Origin of the sequence: Lysinibacillus sp. JNUCC-52 (genome assembly GCF_015999545.1) — a bacterium.
In the GTDB taxonomy this organism is placed as follows: Bacteria; Bacillota; Bacilli; order Bacillales_A; family Planococcaceae; genus Lysinibacillus.
Genome location: NZ_CP065546.1, coordinates 2785607 through 2804198, shown reverse-complemented (window position 1 = coordinate 2804198; position 18592 = coordinate 2785607). Strand labels below are relative to the sequence as shown.

At 36.9% G+C, this 18592-nt stretch carries 20 protein-coding genes; 3 read left to right on the top strand and 17 right to left on the bottom strand.

Annotated features, from left to right (window positions below):
• Positions 1 to 207: 207 nt before the first annotated feature.
• Positions 208 to 1020 carry a YitT family protein gene (locus JNUCC52_RS13805; protein ID WP_173479268.1) on the top strand — a complete coding sequence of 271 codons (813 nt, stop codon included), beginning with the start codon at positions 208 to 210 and terminating at the stop codon, positions 1018 to 1020.
• 237 nt (positions 1021 to 1257) lie between these two features.
• Here JNUCC52_RS13805 and JNUCC52_RS13800 read toward each other — a convergent pair whose 3' ends face one another.
• The 12 genes from JNUCC52_RS13800 to rpsF form a co-directional block, all read right to left on the bottom strand.
• Positions 1258 to 2547 carry an adenylosuccinate synthase gene (locus JNUCC52_RS13800; protein WP_337980157.1) on the bottom strand — a complete coding sequence of 430 codons (1290 nt, stop codon included), beginning with the start codon at positions 2545 to 2547 and terminating at the stop codon, positions 1258 to 1260.
• Positions 2548 to 2735: 188 nt separating this feature from the next.
• The gene (gene dnaB, locus JNUCC52_RS13795; RefSeq protein ID WP_173479150.1) at positions 2736 to 4097 is read right to left on the bottom strand and encodes a replicative DNA helicase; all 1362 of its coding nucleotides are present in this window, start codon (positions 4095 to 4097) and stop codon (positions 2736 to 2738) included.
• A 13-nt stretch (positions 4098 to 4110) separates the two neighbouring features.
• Positions 4111 to 4557 (bottom strand): 50S ribosomal protein L9, encoded by a 447-nt coding sequence (gene rplI / locus JNUCC52_RS13790; protein WP_173479149.1) that lies wholly within the window; start codon positions 4555 to 4557, stop codon positions 4111 to 4113.
• Positions 4554 to 6527: a DHH family phosphoesterase gene (locus JNUCC52_RS13785; RefSeq protein ID WP_337980156.1), complete on the bottom strand. Its 1974-nt coding sequence runs from the start codon at positions 6525 to 6527 to the stop codon at positions 4554 to 4556. The genes rplI and JNUCC52_RS13785 overlap by 4 nt, the downstream gene beginning before the upstream one ends.
• A 12-nt stretch (positions 6528 to 6539) precedes the next feature.
• Positions 6540 to 7481 carry a YybS family protein gene (locus tag JNUCC52_RS13780; RefSeq protein WP_173479147.1) on the bottom strand — a complete coding sequence of 314 codons (942 nt, stop codon included), beginning with the start codon at positions 7479 to 7481 and terminating at the stop codon, positions 6540 to 6542.
• Between the two features lie 231 nt (positions 7482 to 7712).
• A complete protein-coding gene (locus tag JNUCC52_RS13775; protein WP_228134212.1) occupies positions 7713 to 8405 on the bottom strand; it encodes an ABC transporter ATP-binding protein in 693 nt (230 codons plus the stop codon).
• A complete protein-coding gene (locus tag JNUCC52_RS13770) occupies positions 8398 to 9681 on the bottom strand; it encodes a hypothetical protein (protein WP_337980155.1) in 1284 nt (427 codons plus the stop codon). The genes JNUCC52_RS13775 and JNUCC52_RS13770 overlap by 8 nt, the downstream gene beginning before the upstream one ends.
• Positions 9678 to 10610 (bottom strand): hypothetical protein, encoded by a 933-nt coding sequence (locus JNUCC52_RS13765; RefSeq protein ID WP_337980154.1) that lies wholly within the window; start codon positions 10608 to 10610, stop codon positions 9678 to 9680. The genes JNUCC52_RS13770 and JNUCC52_RS13765 overlap by 4 nt, the downstream gene beginning before the upstream one ends.
• 57 nt (positions 10611 to 10667) lie before the next feature.
• Positions 10668 to 11087 (bottom strand): hypothetical protein, encoded by a 420-nt coding sequence (locus JNUCC52_RS13760; protein ID WP_337980153.1) that lies wholly within the window; start codon positions 11085 to 11087, stop codon positions 10668 to 10670.
• Between the two features lie 243 nt (positions 11088 to 11330).
• Complete coding sequence (gene rpsR, locus JNUCC52_RS13755; RefSeq protein WP_024364646.1) at positions 11331 to 11567, bottom strand: 30S ribosomal protein S18; 237 nt, start codon at positions 11565 to 11567, stop codon at positions 11331 to 11333.
• A 46-nt stretch (positions 11568 to 11613) separates the two neighbouring features.
• Complete coding sequence (gene ssb, locus JNUCC52_RS13750) at positions 11614 to 12186, bottom strand: single-stranded DNA-binding protein (RefSeq protein WP_173479143.1); 573 nt, start codon at positions 12184 to 12186, stop codon at positions 11614 to 11616.
• 36 nt (positions 12187 to 12222) lie between these two features.
• Complete coding sequence (gene rpsF / locus JNUCC52_RS13745) at positions 12223 to 12513, bottom strand: 30S ribosomal protein S6 (RefSeq protein ID WP_024364644.1); 291 nt, start codon at positions 12511 to 12513, stop codon at positions 12223 to 12225.
• Between the two features lie 179 nt (positions 12514 to 12692).
• Here rpsF and JNUCC52_RS13740 point away from each other — a divergent pair, with 179 nt between their 5' ends.
• Positions 12693 to 13265: a DUF3267 domain-containing protein gene (locus tag JNUCC52_RS13740; protein ID WP_173479142.1), complete on the top strand. Its 573-nt coding sequence runs from the start codon at positions 12693 to 12695 to the stop codon at positions 13263 to 13265.
• 16 nt (positions 13266 to 13281) lie between these two features.
• On the opposite strand, the gene JNUCC52_RS13735 is transcribed toward JNUCC52_RS13740, so the two are convergent.
• The 4 genes from JNUCC52_RS13735 to JNUCC52_RS13720 all read right to left on the bottom strand — a co-directional run bounded on the left by JNUCC52_RS13735 (position 13282) and on the right by JNUCC52_RS13720 (position 17163).
• Positions 13282 to 14322, bottom strand: a complete 1041-nt coding sequence (locus JNUCC52_RS13735; RefSeq protein WP_173479141.1) for an acyl-CoA dehydrogenase family protein — start codon at positions 14320 to 14322, stop codon at positions 13282 to 13284.
• Positions 14323 to 14531: 209 nt separating this feature from the next.
• On the bottom strand, positions 14532 to 15632 hold the full coding sequence (gene ychF / locus JNUCC52_RS13730) for a redox-regulated ATPase YchF (RefSeq protein WP_173479266.1): 1101 nt from the start codon (positions 15630 to 15632) through the stop codon (positions 14532 to 14534).
• A 447-nt stretch (positions 15633 to 16079) separates the two neighbouring features.
• Positions 16080 to 16280 (bottom strand): DUF951 domain-containing protein, encoded by a 201-nt coding sequence (locus JNUCC52_RS13725; protein WP_173479265.1) that lies wholly within the window; start codon positions 16278 to 16280, stop codon positions 16080 to 16082.
• A 55-nt stretch (positions 16281 to 16335) separates the two neighbouring features.
• Positions 16336 to 17163: a mechanosensitive ion channel family protein gene (locus JNUCC52_RS13720; RefSeq protein WP_173479140.1), complete on the bottom strand. Its 828-nt coding sequence runs from the start codon at positions 17161 to 17163 to the stop codon at positions 16336 to 16338.
• A 93-nt stretch (positions 17164 to 17256) separates the two neighbouring features.
• Between JNUCC52_RS13720 and yyaC the strand changes: the two genes are divergently transcribed.
• The gene (yyaC, locus tag JNUCC52_RS13715) at positions 17257 to 17889 is read left to right on the top strand and encodes a spore protease YyaC (RefSeq protein ID WP_173479139.1); all 633 of its coding nucleotides are present in this window, start codon (positions 17257 to 17259) and stop codon (positions 17887 to 17889) included.
• On the opposite strand, the gene JNUCC52_RS13710 is transcribed toward yyaC, so the two are convergent.
• On the bottom strand, positions 17806 to 18522 hold the full coding sequence (locus JNUCC52_RS13710) for a DUF554 domain-containing protein (protein ID WP_173479138.1): 717 nt from the start codon (positions 18520 to 18522) through the stop codon (positions 17806 to 17808). The genes yyaC and JNUCC52_RS13710 overlap by 84 nt on opposite strands.
• Between the last annotated feature and the right edge of the window lie 70 nt (positions 18523 to 18592).

Genomic DNA, 18592 nt, shown 5'->3' with positions numbered 1-18592 from the left:
AAAATAAAGAAATATTATCCTTTTTATTTTATTTTAAAAAGGTCTTAGAACTTATTACTTTTTACTTTTTAAATATTTCGATAAAATAGAGTGAGAGACTAGTTGATTGGAGCGATTGAATTGAGTGATTCACAGACCTCATTGAAGGTATCTAAAGCAAAACAACAAAAAAAGAATACAGTTCGGAAAATTACCACCAGAACGATTATGGTTGCAATAGGTGCTATCATTATGGCCGTAGGATTAGAGCTATTTCTAGTACCCAACCACATTATGGATGGTGGAATCGTCGGTGTATCCATTATCGCCTCGCATTTATTGAGCTTACCCCTAGGCATATTCATCTTCGTTTTGAACTTACCTTTTATCTTTTTAGGCTATAAACAGATCGGTAAAACATTTGCACTTTCTACAGGGCTTGGCATTACAGTGCTCTCCGTAACAACGATCTTCTTACATAATCTTCAACCATTTACAACAGACACATTACTCGCCACAGTATTTGGTGGTATTATTTTGGGCATTGGTGTTGGTATCGTTATACGTTATGGTGGTTCTTTAGATGGAACTGAAATTTTAGCCATTTTATTTAACCGAAAATCCCCCTTCTCTGTCGGAGAGATTATTATGTTCTTTAACCTTCTTATCTTTACAATTGCAGGTTTTGTTTTTACGTGGGAGCAGGCAATGTACTCTATCATGGCCTATTATATAGCCTACAAAATGATCGATATTGTAATACAAGGGATGGAAGAATCAAAATCTGTTTATATTATTAGTGATGAAATTGATGAAATCGGGCAAACCATTATGGATCGCCTCGGTCGTGGGGTCACTTTTCTACATGGTGAAGGAGCCTATACTGGGAATGACAAAAAGGTTATTTTTACAGTTATTACGCGATTAGAAGAATCAAAATTAAAATCGATTGTCGCTGAAATTGACGCCCATGCTTTCCTTGCAATAGGGAATATTGCAGAAGTAAAAGGTGGCCGCTTCAAGAAGAAGGACATTCACTAAAATAGTAAACGAAAGAGCGCGTACCTATTATGGCACGCGCTTTATTAATTATTACGTTTAGGAAACAATAAATAAGAAACAACACTTGTTGATTGGAGTGGAGAGCGGCGACTCCTGCGGGAACGCACAGAACGTAAGACGCAACAAACCGCGCGTTAGCGAGGGTTGCGGCTTACGTTGTGCCCGCGGAAAGCGCCGCACGCAACGGAAATCAACGGCAGTAGCTTTTACTATTTTTTATGCTTCCCAAATGTCTACTAACACATTTGTTTGTTCACGACCAGGGCCGACAGAGAAAGTAGCAATTTCAATGCCCGTTAATTCACTTACACGTTCAACGTAACGGCGTGCGTTCTCTGGTAGCTCTTCTAATGTACGGCAGCTTGTAATATCTTCTGACCAGCCTGGAAGCTCTTCATAAATTGGTTGACATTGTTCAATAATATGAAGATTCGCTGGGTACTCCGTAATTATTTCATCTTTATATTTATAAGCTGTACAGATTTTTACTGTCTCTAAGCCAGATAATACATCAATTGAGTTTAGAGATAAATGCGTAATACCACTTACACGGCGTGAATGGCGAACGACAACCGTATCAAACCAACCTACACGACGAGGACGTCCAGTCGTTGTGCCGTATTCACGACCAACTTCACGGATTTGTTGACCAACCTCATCAAATAATTCAGTTGGGAACGGGCCATCTCCTACACGTGAAGTATAGGCTTTACATACACCAATAACACTTGTTACTTTAGATGGGCCAATACCTGCACCAATCGCTACACCACCAGCAACAGGGTTTGAAGAAGTAACAAATGGATATGTCCCTTGATCGACATCAAGTAAAATACCTTGTGCGCCTTCAAATAATACTTTGCCACCCTCATCTAACACATCATTTAAAATTTTTGAAGTATCGGTAACATATTTTGCAATTTCTTGACCATAACCATAAAATTCTTCGAAAATTTCTTCGAATGTTACACCTTCAACTTCATAAAACTTCTCAAACAATTTATTTTTAATTGCTAAATTATGACGTAGTTTTTCTTCAAATACTTCTTTATCTAATAAATCAGCCATACGGATACCGATACGTGCTACTTTATCTTGATAGCAAGGACCGATTCCTTTACATGTTGTACCGATTTTATTTTCGCCACGGCTTTCTTCATCCGCAATATCTTGCTTAATATGATATGGCAAAATGACATGGGCACGATTTGAAATACGAAGATTGTCCGTATTAATGCCTCGCTCTTGAAGTCCTTTTAGCTCTGTTACAAGCGACTTCGGATTAATAACCATCCCATTTCCCATTACAGAAGTTTTTTCTTTGTAGAAAATACCTGATGGGATTAAATGGAGTTTATATGTTTCTCCATCAATTTTAATGGTATGTCCTGCATTATCGCCACCTGCAAAGCGAGCGATTGCATCTGCCTTTTGTGAAAGAAAATCTGTAATTTTACCTTTTCCTTCGTCTCCCCACTGTGTTCCTACAACTACAACTGATGTCATAATCAGCACCTCCGTTAGATACGTATTGTATCTCATTAATCAAGCCGTAAATTATTGTAACAATGATAGAAACGACTCGTCAACAAAAAACAGTTAAAAACACGAACATAAAATCAATTACTATGATTTAACGTTCGTGTTTAATGACGGAATGGTATGAATATTATCTCTATTTTAGATAAATATTACTAATCGCGTGGTGGTGGTGGTGGCATTTGTGACCAATCCACGTTTATAAATTTATTGAATTCCTTTTTAAAAGCAAGTGTAACTGTTCCTGTTGGACCGTTACGTTGTTTAGCAATTATAATTTCAATCATATTTTTACTCTCGGACTCTTTGTCGTAATAATCATCACGATATAAGAAGGCAACAATATCGGCATCCTGCTCAATACTTCCTGATTCACGCAAGTCACTCATCATTGGTCGCTTATCCTGACGTTGTTCCACGCCACGTGATAACTGTGATAATGCAATAACAGGTACCTTTAATTCACGCGCTAATTGTTTTAACGAACGTGAGATTTCTGATACTTCTTGCTGACGGTTTTCACCTGGCTTACCACTACCTTGAATAAGCTGTAAGTAATCGATTAGAATCATTCCAAGTCCATGCTCTTGTGCTAAACGTCTACACTTTGCTCGAATTTCATTGATACGTACTCCTGGTGTGTCATCAATAAAAATACCCGAATTCGATAAACTTCCCATTGCCATCGTTAGTTTACCCCAATCTTCGGTTGTTAAAGCACCTGTACGTAAAACTTGTGCATCAATATTTCCTTCCGCACATAGCATACGCATGATTAGTTGCTCTGCACCCATCTCTAATGAGAAAATGGCAACATTTTCACGTGCTTGTACAGCAACACTTTGTGCAACATTTAGCGCAAAAGCTGTTTTCCCTACAGAAGGTCGTGCCGCGACTATAATTAAGTCATTGCGTTGGAAGCCAGCTGTAATATGGTCTAAATCTCGGAATCCTGTTGGAATACCCGTTACATCACCTTTACGTGATTGAAGCTGTTCAATATTATCGAATGTCTCTACTAAAACGTCTTTTACATGTTTAAAGTCGCCAGCATTTTTGCGGTTGGCGACCTCCATCATTTTCTTCTCTGCCTCGCCAAGTAATGCCTCTACCTCATCCTCACGAGTGTAGCCATCTTCTACAATTTTTGTAGCGACACGGATTAAACGCCGTAAGAGCGCTTTTTCCTCAACGATTTTCGCATAGTGAGCAACGTTTGCTGCCGTAGGGACAGCATTGGCGAGCTCTAGTAAATACGATAGCCCGCCAACATCCTCAATCTCTTTTTTTGCTGATAATTCCTCAGTAACTGTTACAACATCTATCGCTTTTCCTAGATCACTTAAACGCAGCATCGTTTCAAAAATCTTCTTATGTGCGTTTTGGTAAAAATCATCGGCTAGCAATATTTCAGATGCCGTGATTAGTGCCTGTGGTTCTAGAAAAATCGCACCGATAACCGATTGCTCCGCTTCCCGGTTATGCGGTGGAACGCGGTCTATCATCGGTTCGTTCATGGATAGTCGCCCCTTATTCTTCCGTTACTTGTACTTTTAATGTTGCTGATACTTCGTGATGTAGTTTTACAGGTACATTTGTAAAGCCTAGTGCACGGATTCCTTCAGGTAATGTCATTTTACGTTTATCTATTTTAATGCCATGTACTTTTTGAAGTGCTTCAGCGATTTGCTTAGTTGAAACTGAACCAAATAGGCGACCGCCATCACCTGATTTAGCTTTTAGCTCAACAGTTAGTGCTTCTAGCTTTTCTTTTAAAGCTTTTGCTTCTGCTAATTCTGCAGCTGCATTTTTTTGTTCTAATTTCTTTTGACCTTCTAACTGGCTCATTGCTTGAGCATTCGCTTCCGCAGCATAACCGTTTTTAATTAGGAAGTTTTGTGCATAGCCATCTGCTACATTTTTTACTTCCCCTTTTTTTCCTTTACCTTTAACGTCTTTTAAAAATACTACTTTCATAATTCAGAACTCCCTTCGAGTACCTCATATATGGCCTCTTCTAAATATTTTTTCACTTCATCTATGGAAAGTGCTTCTATTTGGCAAGCTGCATTCGTTAAATGCCCGCCACCGCCAAGCCTTTCCATGATAAGCTGTACATTTACTTCCCCTAGCGACCTTGCACTAATACCGATTTTACCATCAGCTCGATGCGCTATGACGAAGGATGCGTTAACGTCTTTCATCGTAAGTAATATATCAGCTGTTTGTGCGATTAATACGGAATCATAAATTTTCGATTCTTCACCAACAGCTACCGCAATGCCTGGCTTCACGAATTTTACCGTTTGCACAATTCTTGATCGTTCGATGTACGTAATGATGTCTTCTTTTAATAGCCGCTGCACTAACACTGTATCGGCACCATTTGTTCGTAAATACGAAGCAGCCTCAAAAGTACGTGCACCTGTACGAAGTGTAAAACTTTTTGTATCAACAATGATGCCCGCTAATAATGCTGTCGCCTCTAACATATTAATTTTTGCTCGCTTTGGCTGATACTCTAGCAATTCAGTTACAAGCTCTGCTGTAGACGAAGCATAAGGCTCCATATAAACGAGTGTAGGATTTTCAATAAAGTCTTCGCTACGGCGGTGATGGTCGATAACTACAACCTTTTCCGCAAGCTTTAATAAGTATGGATCAATTACTAAATTAGGCTTATGTGTATCCACAATAATTAGTAACGATTTTTCAGTCATTTTCGCTGCAACTTCTTCTGGCGTTAAGAAATGCTCATAGAAGTCGGATTTACTTTCAATTTCATTCATTAAACGAGTAACGCTACCATTTAATTCATCAAAATTAATAACTACATAGCCCTTTACATCATTCATTTGGGCCATTTTGCGGACCCCGACAGATGCCCCTATGGAGTCCATATCAGGGTTTTTATGTCCCATGACAAACACTTGGTCACTGTCTTGTATTAAGTCACGTAATGCATGTGAGATAACTCGTGCTCTTACACGCGTACGTTTTTCTACAGGGTTAGTTTTACCGCCGTAAAATTTAAGCTTTCCAGTAGGCTGCTTGATGGCTACCTGATCTCCACCACGACCTAATACAAGGTCCAAGCTAGATTGAGCTAACTCACCAAGTTCTACTAATGAAGAAGAGCCTGCTCCAACGCCAATACTAAGCGTTAAAGAAAGGTTTTTTTGTGCTGTCTTTTCACGGATTGTATCTAAAATAGCAAATTTCTTCTTTTCTAGTTCCGTTAAAATGGACTCATTTAAAACTGCTAAAAAACGGTCCGATGAAATTCGTTTTACAAAAATTCCATGCTCCGCTGCCCATTCGTTGACAATAGATGTTACCATCGTATTTGTTAAGCTACGCGGTTGATCGTCCATTGCTTGCGTAATTTCATCATAGTTATCAACAAATAAAATTGCAATGACTGTGCGATCTGCAAAATATTGCTTTTCAATAGCAATTTGTTCCGTAATATCGAAGAAGTATAGTAAACGCTCCTCTTCTTTGTAAAAGACACGATATTTCCTATCACGAAGCGTAATCGTAGCTTCCTTTGTCTCCTCAGTCTTCATCAGTACATAGATGTCATCGGATATATTAACTATACCCTCACCCACTAATGCCTCATTATCTAAAATATTTTGCATATATGGATTGGACCATTCTATTTCATATTCCTCATTAACCAGCAATATCCCAATTGGCATTTCGAGCAATGCCTCTTCTCCAACCTTTTTCATACGGAAGGATATAGATTCAATATGCTTTTCTGTCTCTTCATAAGTAGCTTTTTCAATTTTCCATGTATAGACCATTAATATAGCAAAGCCTATCCCATAGCCAATACCAATCCCAATATTCCATATACACAGAAGCATGAACGTCACAATGCCAAAAATGGAAAGAACAAAAAGCGGATAGCGGATCGGTCGTTTTCTAAAAGTCCCCATTACATCAGCCCCTTATTCCTTAGTCTTCCCTTTCACAAGTGAACGTACGTCGAAACCTAAATCGATAATACCGAGTAAAATAATGAATGATGCAAGTGGAATGGCTAAAATTGTAGCTATCCATTTTACAACACTCGGCATCCCTTTAGCCGTAATGAAATAATGTATAAATGAGATCCCTTGAAGGATTAATAACAACCACAATATATAAGACACATTTAATACGATAACATCTAGCATAGAGCCTGCTTCTGGACGTATAAATAGATTAATACACAATATAATCATGTAGTACCATAACACAGAGCGTGGTAATCGCATATTTTCAAACGGTGAGAATTTAGGAACATTTAAACCTAATCGCTTTAAAATCGGTAAATTCAATGTAATGACAATAAAAGCTATTGAAAATGCAAAGATTGTTACGGTTGAAGGTATTGTTAGCTCAATCGTTTTAAGCAGAACCTCCATTTGTTCAGGTTGAATTGCCACTTGGCCCGTTACACTTTTAGCAAGCTCATTGGATTGCTCATAACTGTTACGAGCAAGTTCCAAACTCATTTCAATCACGTTAATTCCCGCTAATTGCACATAGGCTAAATACACAAGTGCTGACGATAAAAGTACCGCGATACCTGATGACATGAATAAAAAAAGTTTGCTTTTCTTTAATTGAATTCCATTACCTATGACTATCCCAAGCAACGCCATAATAAAAGCAAATGGCAGCATAAATAGTCCACTCGTTAGCACTGTTAAAATACAGCCAACTACTGCAACGAGTATTGATGAGGAACGCTTGTAACTTGCGCTATACCAAGCAATCGGTAATGGAGTAAATAATAAGGCTACCATAGAAATGATTGGTACATACGCTGAAGCAATCATTAAAATTGTAAAAATTGCAACCATCATTGAGCCTTGTACAAGCGCCTTTGTTTGATTATTCGGCATTGAAAACCTTCCTTTTTGTCAGTCAAACTTACTAAACTTTATTGTACCATTTTTTCACCTTATTGAACAAAAAACGCTAAGAACGTCTGTATGCTTTATGATAAATTGATGTCAAAAGTAAAGTTTCTTAATCGAAAAAGGTAAATCGTATCATATATTACGGCTTTGAACAGCAAAAAGAACATGGACGAAGGAAAAATTAAAAATGAGTTCGGTGCAATACCGAACTCATTATACTCGCGGCACAGTTTGGGAAATTAAAAAAATACCCTCTGAACTCATAACATACTCTTGATCAGCAAACTGAGAGCTTAAGTGACTATGAGTAGCCATGATAATAGTCGTTTCATTCTCACATAGCCTTTTAAAAAGGTTAAACACTAACATCGTTGTATCGTCATCCAATGATCCAGTGGGCTCATCTGCTATTAACAATTGAGGCTTTTTAATAAGTGCTCTAATGACCCCTACCCGTTGCCTTTCTCCCCCAGATAGCTTGTCGATTTTCTTATCAAGTAAATGATTAATTTTTAAACACGCACTCAGCTCATCACTATACGCCATGGTTTGCTTTTTATCATATTTACCTAATAATAACGGAGCTACTATATTTTCTCGAACTGTGAGGTTGCGTATCATTGGATTGTATTGTGAAATGTATCCGATTTGACTGCCTCTTATATTCGAAAGTTCGTTAAGATTTTGCTCATGCATTTTTATACTATCCATAACATACTGACCACTATCTGCTTTTTCAAGTCCAGCTAATATATTTAGAAGCGTGCTTTTACCGACACCGCTTGGCCCTTTTATAGAGATGAATTGATTGTTGGCAACTTCTAAATGAATGTTGTTTAATACCATTTTTTCTTTATACGCTTTTACTATGTTAACTAATGAGATAAAGTTTATAATTTTAATCACCCTTTAACTTTTCAATGACTTTCGTTGTTGCTAATAAGTTATTCACTAACCTATAAACAACGACATTGAATAACAACCAAACCAAGAACCCCGCAATTATTAAAATGGATATAATCGAAATGTCTTGCATAAATAGAACGGTGCACAACAATGCCAATCCTATACTCATGCCATTGAGGATTGAAAATTCAAGTTGGATATTTTTTTTGATTTTATAATTTGTAACACCACTCATAATGAACACTAAATACGTATCGAATTGTCTTTTTATAAAGCTTTTCACGAACAAATAGAAAGCACACAAAATAAAAATAAATACAACGCCCGATATTGTAAAAATAAGTGTTTGATTGGTATCAATCATTTTATATAAGAGATCAACTGATAACGAATTTGCACCAATAATTTGATAATTAGTGAAATTCGTAACTTTTCCTATCTCTCCAATTTCCTTTCTTACTTCAAGCGCGTTTAAGTTGGTCATTAAATGACCACCCATTTTACTTAAAAGAAGTGCCCTAAAGAATACTTCATCTACCTGCGTTTTTCGTAACAATTCAGAAGGCTGTTCAGAAAGCGACATGGAAGGTAATAGAATATAACGATTGAGTACTTGCTGCGGTTCATTATCAGTGAAAATAAATGAATTTTCCTTTGCAAAGCCTACTACTCGCCCTACAAATTTTTCAAAATAATGATGAATCTCTAATTGATCATGCAGCTTATAGTATTGACGATAATCAGAGCCAAGAATAACAGGTATTTCCTTTCTTCCTGCTACATAGACATAAGCGGAATCATCAAAGTACTGTCCTTCGATTAGTTCAACGACATTATAATCGAATACAGATTTAGTCACTTGCATCGATTTAGTGGTTTGATAAAACGCACCTTCGTGCTCATATATATTATTAAAGCCACTTTCATAATAAGCGGAGAACTTCTCATCAGGGGGATATTGTTTTAGGCCTATTGGCTGATATACGGCATTATAAAAGACCACTTTATTATTTTTAAATACCCCATTATTAAAATCATTGAGAATATCATAGTTTTTTACATCTTTGAAAAATTCAATTTCTCTTTCACCTATTAAATCATCCGAAATCTGATAGATGTTGTAGTTATGAAATTTACTTGCTGAACGTATTTCTATTTTTGAAATGTTTAGATTCACTAACAGCACAAATAAAACGACAGAAAATAGAAATGAAAGAAGCCCTGTTAACACCACAAACAATTTTTTATTTTTCATTAATAGTCTAGTTGTATTCAAAGTGATCTTACTCCTTTTTTAATCAAGGACTTTGTTACAAGTAGACAGGCAAAAAAATATCCTATACATGTAATGAACATATAGAAAACAGATACGTAGTACCAATGATTCCCCCAAATCGAAGTGACGTGGTTAACCGCTATTAATAATATAGATTCCAATAACATTATTACGAATAGCGCAATAAATTCTGATTTAAAAACTTTAACAAATATGATTTGCCATTTCCCGCCTGCTAAATACAATATTTGAACAATTGATTTTTTACTTTGAATTGAATAATGGATTGTAACAGCTTGAGCAATAATAACAAACAGTAAAGAAATGAGTAAGAACCCTTTTAAAAGAACATTTGACTTCAATATGGCAGTTCCTCTATCCTCATTTTCAAGAAGCTTATAACTCGTATTAGGGAACATTTTTTGCATTAGTTTATGTGGATTTCCACTTTCTACATTGAGAATAAACTTTGTTCCATTTTGCAAGTTGATTTGTTGAGACTCTGATATATACCACGCCTCCCTATTCAAATAAGAGCCAGGTGTGGCAAATTGGCCAATAACGAGGCTTCTCATATTTTTTGAAAGGGCCCCTTCAGGAAAAACAGTACCTGTAATGATATAGTCTGTTGCTAGTGGTGGTTTGTTATAGTTTATAGGTGGCAACTTTACCGATTTGTTAATATAGATATATTTTAATTTCGGATCGTCTAGTTTATATTGCATTAACAAATAGGGCTCTTCTAAGTTGATGTCGAGGGAAGACTCATCTGTATTGATAATGAATTCAACAGCGTTTTTATTGATATAGCCATTGTTAATCATATTGGTATAGCTAACAGAGTCCATACTATAAAGCAAGGCAGCAGCACTAGCAAACAATAGTGAAGTTAGTAGCACAAATTTGCTGGATACTAAATATTTTTTCATCACGTTATACCTTTATTGCAAGAAAGAGATAATCAATTGATTATCTCTTCATATATGTTATTTTCCATAGTACGTTTTCGCAACCCAGTCTAAGTCGCCAGGGTGCCAACCGCTAATTGCTTGTGTTGTACCAATAGCCCATACACGGCCGCTATCAGCTTCTTCACGACCAGTAATTGCCGATTCGTTACGAGCTCTAGAATAATGGTATACACCAGGCCACGTCGTGTCTGCAATGACCCGCTCATAAATTACTGAACCTCTTCTTGTATACTCTTTCGTTGCCCTATGTATCGGGTTACTAGCAGCGAATGAAGAAATATCGCTATCTTGTCGTACAGTAAAATAGCCCGTATCTTCACTCCACCCACCATAAACCGTTGGGTCATCTAGTGTTACTGCATTTGCAGAAGATAAAATTGTGCCGCTTAAACTTAATGTAAGTGCACCTACCAACATCCATTTTGTAGTTTTCAAAGTAAACACCCCTTGATTCACAAAATAAATTTGATAATTTTCAATAATATAATAAATCTTGATATATTTATTTGTCAATATTCAAAATTAAATAAAAATTGATAGTTTTACACTAAGATATTTGTTCAAGCATTTATGTAAATCCGTTACTGCTTCTCCGATTTGTCCTGCAAAAGTAACCTCTATTTTCAAACAAAATAAAAAAGCACAACAAGGTTTAATACCTAGTTGTGCTTAGCAATCTTATTTATCTTCAGATACGAATGGAAGTAATCCCATAATACGAGAAACTTTGATAGCTGAAGTTAATTTACGTTGGTACTTAGCGCTAGTGCCAGTTACGCGACGTGGTAAGATTTTACCGCGTTCAGAGATGAATTTTTTAAGTAAATCCACATCTTTATAATCGATATGCGTAATGTTATTAGATGTAAAATAGCAAACTTTACGGCGTTTGCGGCCTCCGCGACGTGGTGCCATAGTGATGTCTCCTCCTTATAAGTTTATAGTTTTTGTAGATGGAAGATTAGAATGGAAGATCGTCTTCTGATACTTCAATTGGTCCCTTGCTGTTAGCAAATGGATCTTCATCTACTCGTGTATAGTTCGGCTGATTCATTGGTGGTTGATTTTGCTGATAAGAATTACCGCCGCCAAATGAACCTTGCTGAGGCATCGCGCCACCATACTGTTGCTGTGGTTGACCACCGCCATATGACGGTTGGCTATTTGCGTAAGATTGTCCACCGTATTGGTTTGATGCAGGAGCACCTCCACCACTACGAGGCTCTAAAAACTGTACGCTATCTGCCACAACATCAGTTGTATATACACGCTTACCATCTTGTCCTTCAAAGCTACCTGTTTGGATACGACCTTCTACTCCAATCAAACTTCCTTTTTTCATGAAGTTCGCTAAGTTTTCAGCCTGTTTACGCCAAGCAACGCAGCTAATGAAATCTGCTTCTTTTTCACCTTGTTGGTTTGAGAATGTACGATTTACAGCTACTGTAAATCGAGTAGACGCAATACCATTCGGTGTGTAGCGCAGCTCAGGGTCTTTTGTTAGTCTTCCAACTAATACGACACGATTTATCATCAGAATGCAACCTCCTTTTCAGCATTTTGTTTAAAATTATTTTGCTTCTTCGCGTACTGCAATGTGACGAATGATATCTTCGCTGATGTTAGCAAGACGTGTGTATTCGTTGATTGCTTCTGAAGGAGCGTTTACTTTTACGATTTGGTAGTAACCTTCGCGGAAGTCTTGAATCTCGTAAGCTAAGCGGCGTTTGCCCCACTCTTTTGCTTCGATGACTTCAGCACCGTTAGAAGTTAAGATTTCGTTGAAACGTTCAACTAAAGCTTTCTTCGCTTCGTCTTCAATGTTTGGACGTACAATGTACATTAATTCGTATTTTCTCATCTGTTTACACCTCCTTATGGACTCAGGCTCTCCTGTTTACAGGGAGCAAGGAGTAAGCAATAAATATTACTCACATCAATGAATTGTAACACATTGGCATCTTTCTTTCAAGTCGCAATCAAATAATTCATTCGATATAATAAAGACCATAATTAATTTTATAAAGGAGAACTATTTCTATGCTACCAGATCAAGAACCTAATGTAATTGAATTAGATATGAAAAAGCTAATGATGGATAGTGTCGTTATTACTAGTGGTCTCTCTATATTATTTATTGCCATACAATATATTTGTCTAAAAGATTTTCAATTTTCGTTATGGAGTATGCTAAGTGGATTTGTCCTTTTTGTCATACTCTATATTGTGCTTATCGTTTTGCATGAGGCTTTTCATTTAATAGGGTTTATGATTTTTGGGGGTGTGCCCTACAAATCATTAAAATACGGTGTTAATTTAGAGCTTGGTATTGCCTACGCAACCACTGACCAGCTCCTCCCTAATCATGCTATGAAAAAAGCGTTGCTATTACCATTTTGGACAACTGGTATTGTACCAACCATTGCAGGTTTTTACTTTAACAGCACTGTTTTATTACTTGCTGGTGCCTTTTTAATAGCTGGAGCAGTCGGAGATTTTGCCATGTATAAGGAATTAAGGAAATATCCAAAAAACGCCCTTATACAGGACGATCCTCAGTTACCAAAGCTTTATGTTTATTCTCCACCAAAAAAGAAACTATCTCAAAAATAAACGCTTCTTTCTATCCTTATGGTGTTAAAAATCCATGTTGTGCAGCTGTACATAAATTTCTCCAAATTCGATTAATGGTCGCTGTTTCAATAATAGCGTCCATTCCAAGACTCCGAATGATATTGTTTGCAATATCCACACATACAGCTGCACTTTCCTTGCTCATTTGGGTAAATTGCTGAAGTTCTTGTTCTGTCAGTACAACCCCAAGCTTATGTTTTTGCCAATAGTCCGTTAGCATAGAATAAAATTGTTCTTCCACCTGTAAAAAGCGCTTTTTTTGCTGCATAAATAAAAATTGAAGTGCACCCACACGTTCACTATAAGTAGACTTCTTATTTTTTTGCTCCATTAGGGAAAAGGCTTCATCTAAAAAATTTTCTGTAATCCCTAGACAAACACTTAAAAAAGACGCTTCTGCAAAAGCAGTGAACGGAAAACTATGGACGACATTATTATAACTATTTTTACTAATGCCTAATTGGAATGTTTTATCAAACGGTATCCATACATCTTGAACACGAATCGTATGGCTTGCTGTAGCCTTTAAACCCATTGCTTGCCAGTCATTTATGATTTCCACTTGCTCACGGTTGACCGCGCAACTAATGATTTTATCTGTCATCTTGCCATCTTCTTTAATAAAACAATTCATTGTAAAGGTTGTAGCATAGTCAGCACCACTGCAAAACTTCCATTGCCCTGTTACGATATAGCCTCCATCCTTTTTTATGGCCGTACCGTTAGGATAGCCACTGCCCGCTATTACAGCATCACTTGGTGAAAAAATCTTTTCTCCTATTTCTTGATTTAACGTAGGAATAAACAGATTACCGCCTGTTCCAATGGTCACAAGCCATCCAAAGTTCCCATCAATAGCAGACATACGCTGAAACACTTTGATCCCTTCGATTAAATCTAAATCTTTCCCACCTAATTCCTTGGCAATAAACAGTTTAAATAGTTGTTGCTCGTAAATAACCTCTAATATATCTTGTGGTAACTTCCCTAACTGTTCGATTTCTAAAGCACGTTCTTTTATTTCTAATATGTTCATAATATCCCCCTGTGGAAATTGAAAATTCTGATATTATATAACCAAAAATAGGCTTTTCCAAACGTCACAATACTACGCTAGGAGAAGCCTATTATGTTTGTTTATTTATTAGCGTAAAACTGCTTAATCCTCTCACAGGTAAGTCAATAGAACAGCACTCGTTTACGATGCAACTTTCACATTACCTATGGTAGCACAGCGAATTCTATTTAGACGTTAAAGCGGAATAACATAATATCGCCGTCTTGTACAATATATTCTTTCCCTTCAAGACGTACTTTACCCGCTTCTTTCGCAGCAGCTTGGGAGCCTGCCTCTACTAAATCATTGAAAGCAACCGTTTCTGCTCGAATAAATCCACGCTCAAAGTCAGTATGAATGACACCAGCACATTGTGGTGCTTTCATGCCTTTACGGAATGTCCATGCACGTACTTCTTGTACCCCAGCAGTGAAGTAAGTAGCAAGACCTAGTAAATCATAAGAAGTACGGATTAGCTGATCTAATCCTGATTCTTTAATGCCTAATTCCTCTAGGAACATTGCTTTTTCTTCATCGTCAAGCTCTGAAATTTCTTCTTCGATTTTTGCACAAATTGTAATGACTTGAGCACCCTCAGCCGCTGCATATTCACGTACCTTTTGAACATATTCATTATTATCTGCATCTGCAACTTCGTCTTCAGACACATTTGCAACATACAGCATTGGTTTAATTGTTAATAGGTGAAGACCTTTAATAACTTTTAACTCGTCTTCTGATAGCTCGGCTGCACGAGCAGGACGGCCGTTTTCTAATTCAGCTTTGATTTTAAGAAGAATCGGTTCTTCAACCATCGCTTCTTTATCTTTTTGCTTCGCCATTTTGCTTACACGTTGTATACGTTTTTCAACTGATTCTAAATCAGCAAGCGCAAGCTCTAAATTAATGACTTCAATATCATCAATCGGATCTACTGCACCTGATACGTGTGTAATATTTTCGTCTACAAAGCAGCGTACTACTTGGCAAATTGCATCAACTTCACGGATATGTGCAAGGAATTTGTTCCCTAGACCTTCACCTTTAGAAGCGCCTTTTACAATCCCTGCAATATCAGTAAATTCGAATGCTGTAGGGACTGTCTTTTTCGGTACTACTAATTCTGTAAGTTTATCTAAACGTGCATCTGGTACTTCAACGATTCCTACGTTTGGATCGATTGTTGCGAATGGATAGTTTGCAGCTAAAGCGCCCGCTTTTGTAATTGCGTTAAATAGTGTTGATTTACCGACGTTAGGTAATCCAACAATTCCAGCTGTTAATGCCATAAATGGACACAACCTTTCTATAATCAGTTCAATTTTGTTGTTTTTATCCCGTATTTTAGGTGCTAAAATTCTTACTTCCAACAGTAAGTCCGTGTAAGCTGTATAAGCAGTTACAGACCAACATTCATTACTTCGTCTTAGCCGATGTGACGCTCTTAGTCTAAATTCCGTCCATAAATCAGTAAGATGGAAGTAACTACACACAATTCATTACGCCCCCACGTAATGGCGTCCAGATTTTTGCGAACCTGCTCGAAAATTATTTCTAAAAATCTGTAACATTCGCTTAGGGCATTGAACATGATTCAAGCGAGGTTAGATTCCTCAATGAATGTAAGTGCATAGGTAATATTCATCCCTTTAAGGACGTGTGAAGCAAGTTAGAGATTTCTGTATAACCCTATCTATTATATTGATTCGCCCATAAAAAGTCTAATACGCAAAAAGCTAGGCTTCATTTGCATGCTTCAGAACCTTTTTCATTTTTTTCTCAAATTCTCTACGTGGAATCATTACACTGTGTTGACATCCTTCACATTTAATGCGCACATCCGCTCCCATACGAATAATTTTCCACTCATTTGTGCCGCAAGGATGTTGTTTTTTCATTTCGACAATATCATTTAAATCGAACTTTTTCGCTTCCATCTTATTCACTACTCCCATCTTCTTTTCCACTTCCACCATATAACATCATTTTAGGTTATGCCATAGGAATATTATGTTCTTCAAATAGTTTTGTAACGTCACGACGAATAGTACGTGCCACGCCATATTGTTGTTGTGGTAATGTCTCTGCGGCGATGCGAATCGTTACCTCTTTACCTTTTACATTTTGTACACCTAAAAAGGTAGGTACTGCCACAAGCTCTTTATGATTTTCTTGAAGAGATTTTAAATATTGCTTAATGAGCATTTCCGCTTTTTCAAAATCTGCATCGATAGTCATTTGTAAATCTATAAAAATTTTCGAGTTATTGATAGAGTAATTGATCACTTCTCCTATTGAACCATTTGGAATTATAAATTGCTCACCAGTAGAACCTTTAATTTTCGTAGTACGTAACCCTATTTCTACAACTGTTCCTTCTGCTGCATTTATTTTAATATAATCCCCTACACCAAATTGGTCTTCAAAAATAATAAAGAATCCTGTAATGACATCCTTCACTAAGCTTTGTGCACCAAAACCAATTGCTAAGCCGACAATCCCTGCTCCTGCAAGTAAACCAGCGACTTTAATATTCAGCGAAGAAAGGATAGCTATAATAGCTGAAAAATAGACAACGTAGGAAATAACACTTTGTAATAATCTTGCAATTGTTCGTTGCCGACGCTCTGAGTGATTTAATGGTGAGCGCATGCGTATTAAGAATACTTTTTTAATAAATTTTTTACCTAATCGTACTGCTAACCACGATGCAATAAGGATTATCGTAATCTCAAAGGTTGCATCTATGACTTGATCCCAAAATGTTTCGGACGTCAGTGTTTCCCATTTTTTCTTAATAAATCTAGCGTTAAAATCCATTATTACCACCTCTTGAATAACTTGTTAAAAATTTGCGTATACTGCATAAAAATTGAGCACTTCCTCCAAATAAAAATGAAAGTGAGTTTTTTTATGAATACTATATCTAATTTAGTACTACCCTATTCTCTTCATCATGAAAGTAAAAATGCCGTATGGCAATTGAGTACATTATTTTTAGAGTATATCCCTTTCCATCATGAACGTCTTGTTTTTTGCTGTATCGGAAGTGACCGTTGTACTGGCGATACACTTGGACCTTTAACAGGTAGCTTTTTGAATAAGTCTGTTAGTTTTCCCTATGAAGTTGTTGGAACTTTAGAAGATCCATTGCATGCGCTCAACTTAGATACGAGAATACAGCAGTTACATCATCATACTACGAAACCTTTTATTATTGCGATTGACGCATGTCTAGGTAGTGAACAAAATGTTGGTCATATTGCTGTGCAAGATGGACCAATATTGCCTGGAAAAGCTGTAAAAAAAGAATTGCCCCCAATCGGTGACATTTCCGTTAAAGGAATCGTCAATATTGGAGGCTTTATGGAGATGCTTGTTTTACAAAATACTAGGTTGCATATATCTTACGCAATGGCTGAAAAGCTTTCAAGAGCCTTACTGCTTGCTGCACATCGTTACTCATTGAAAAGGATAGATGATGGCAACCATAATACCGACAACGACGATACCCGGCAACAAGTTGGCAGCCTTGATCTTTGTTAAGCCAGCTATATTTAAACCGATTGCTAAAATCATCACACCACCTACAGAAGTCATTTCTGTAATAAACATTTGTAATGCATCATCTGGAATATAAACGCTGATAACACCTGCAAAAATAGCAATAATCCCTTGATAAATAAATACTGGAACGGCTGATAATAGTACGCCAATACCTAAAGTAGAAGCTAAAATAATAGATGTAAATCCATCAATAATGCCTTTTGTTATGAGGACGTTATGGTCCTGACGCAGACCGCTATCGAGTGCACCTATTATCGCCATTGATCCAACAACAAATATTAATGAAGCTGTGACAAACCCTTCTGCAATATTAATTTGATTGTCGCTTTTACGCTTTTTACTAAAAAGGGATTCTACCCACTGTCCAAGTCGATTCATTTGCTTATCTAAATCTAGCCATTCACCTATTACTGTTCCTACTACTAAACTTACCACTAAAATTATAAAATTATTACTCTCAAAGCCCATTTTTATCCCTAATAGCGCGACAGATAAGCCAATAATTGATAATACAGAAGCTTTCATTGACTCAGGAATATTTTTAAAAATGCGTCCTACCAATGCGCCTACTACGATCAGTAGTGCATTAATTAATGCTCCTAAAATAACCACAAAAAGGCCTTCCTTCTCTCTAAAAAATAGAGAGCGCCTAGTATGTTGGCGCTCTAATTTACATTAATGG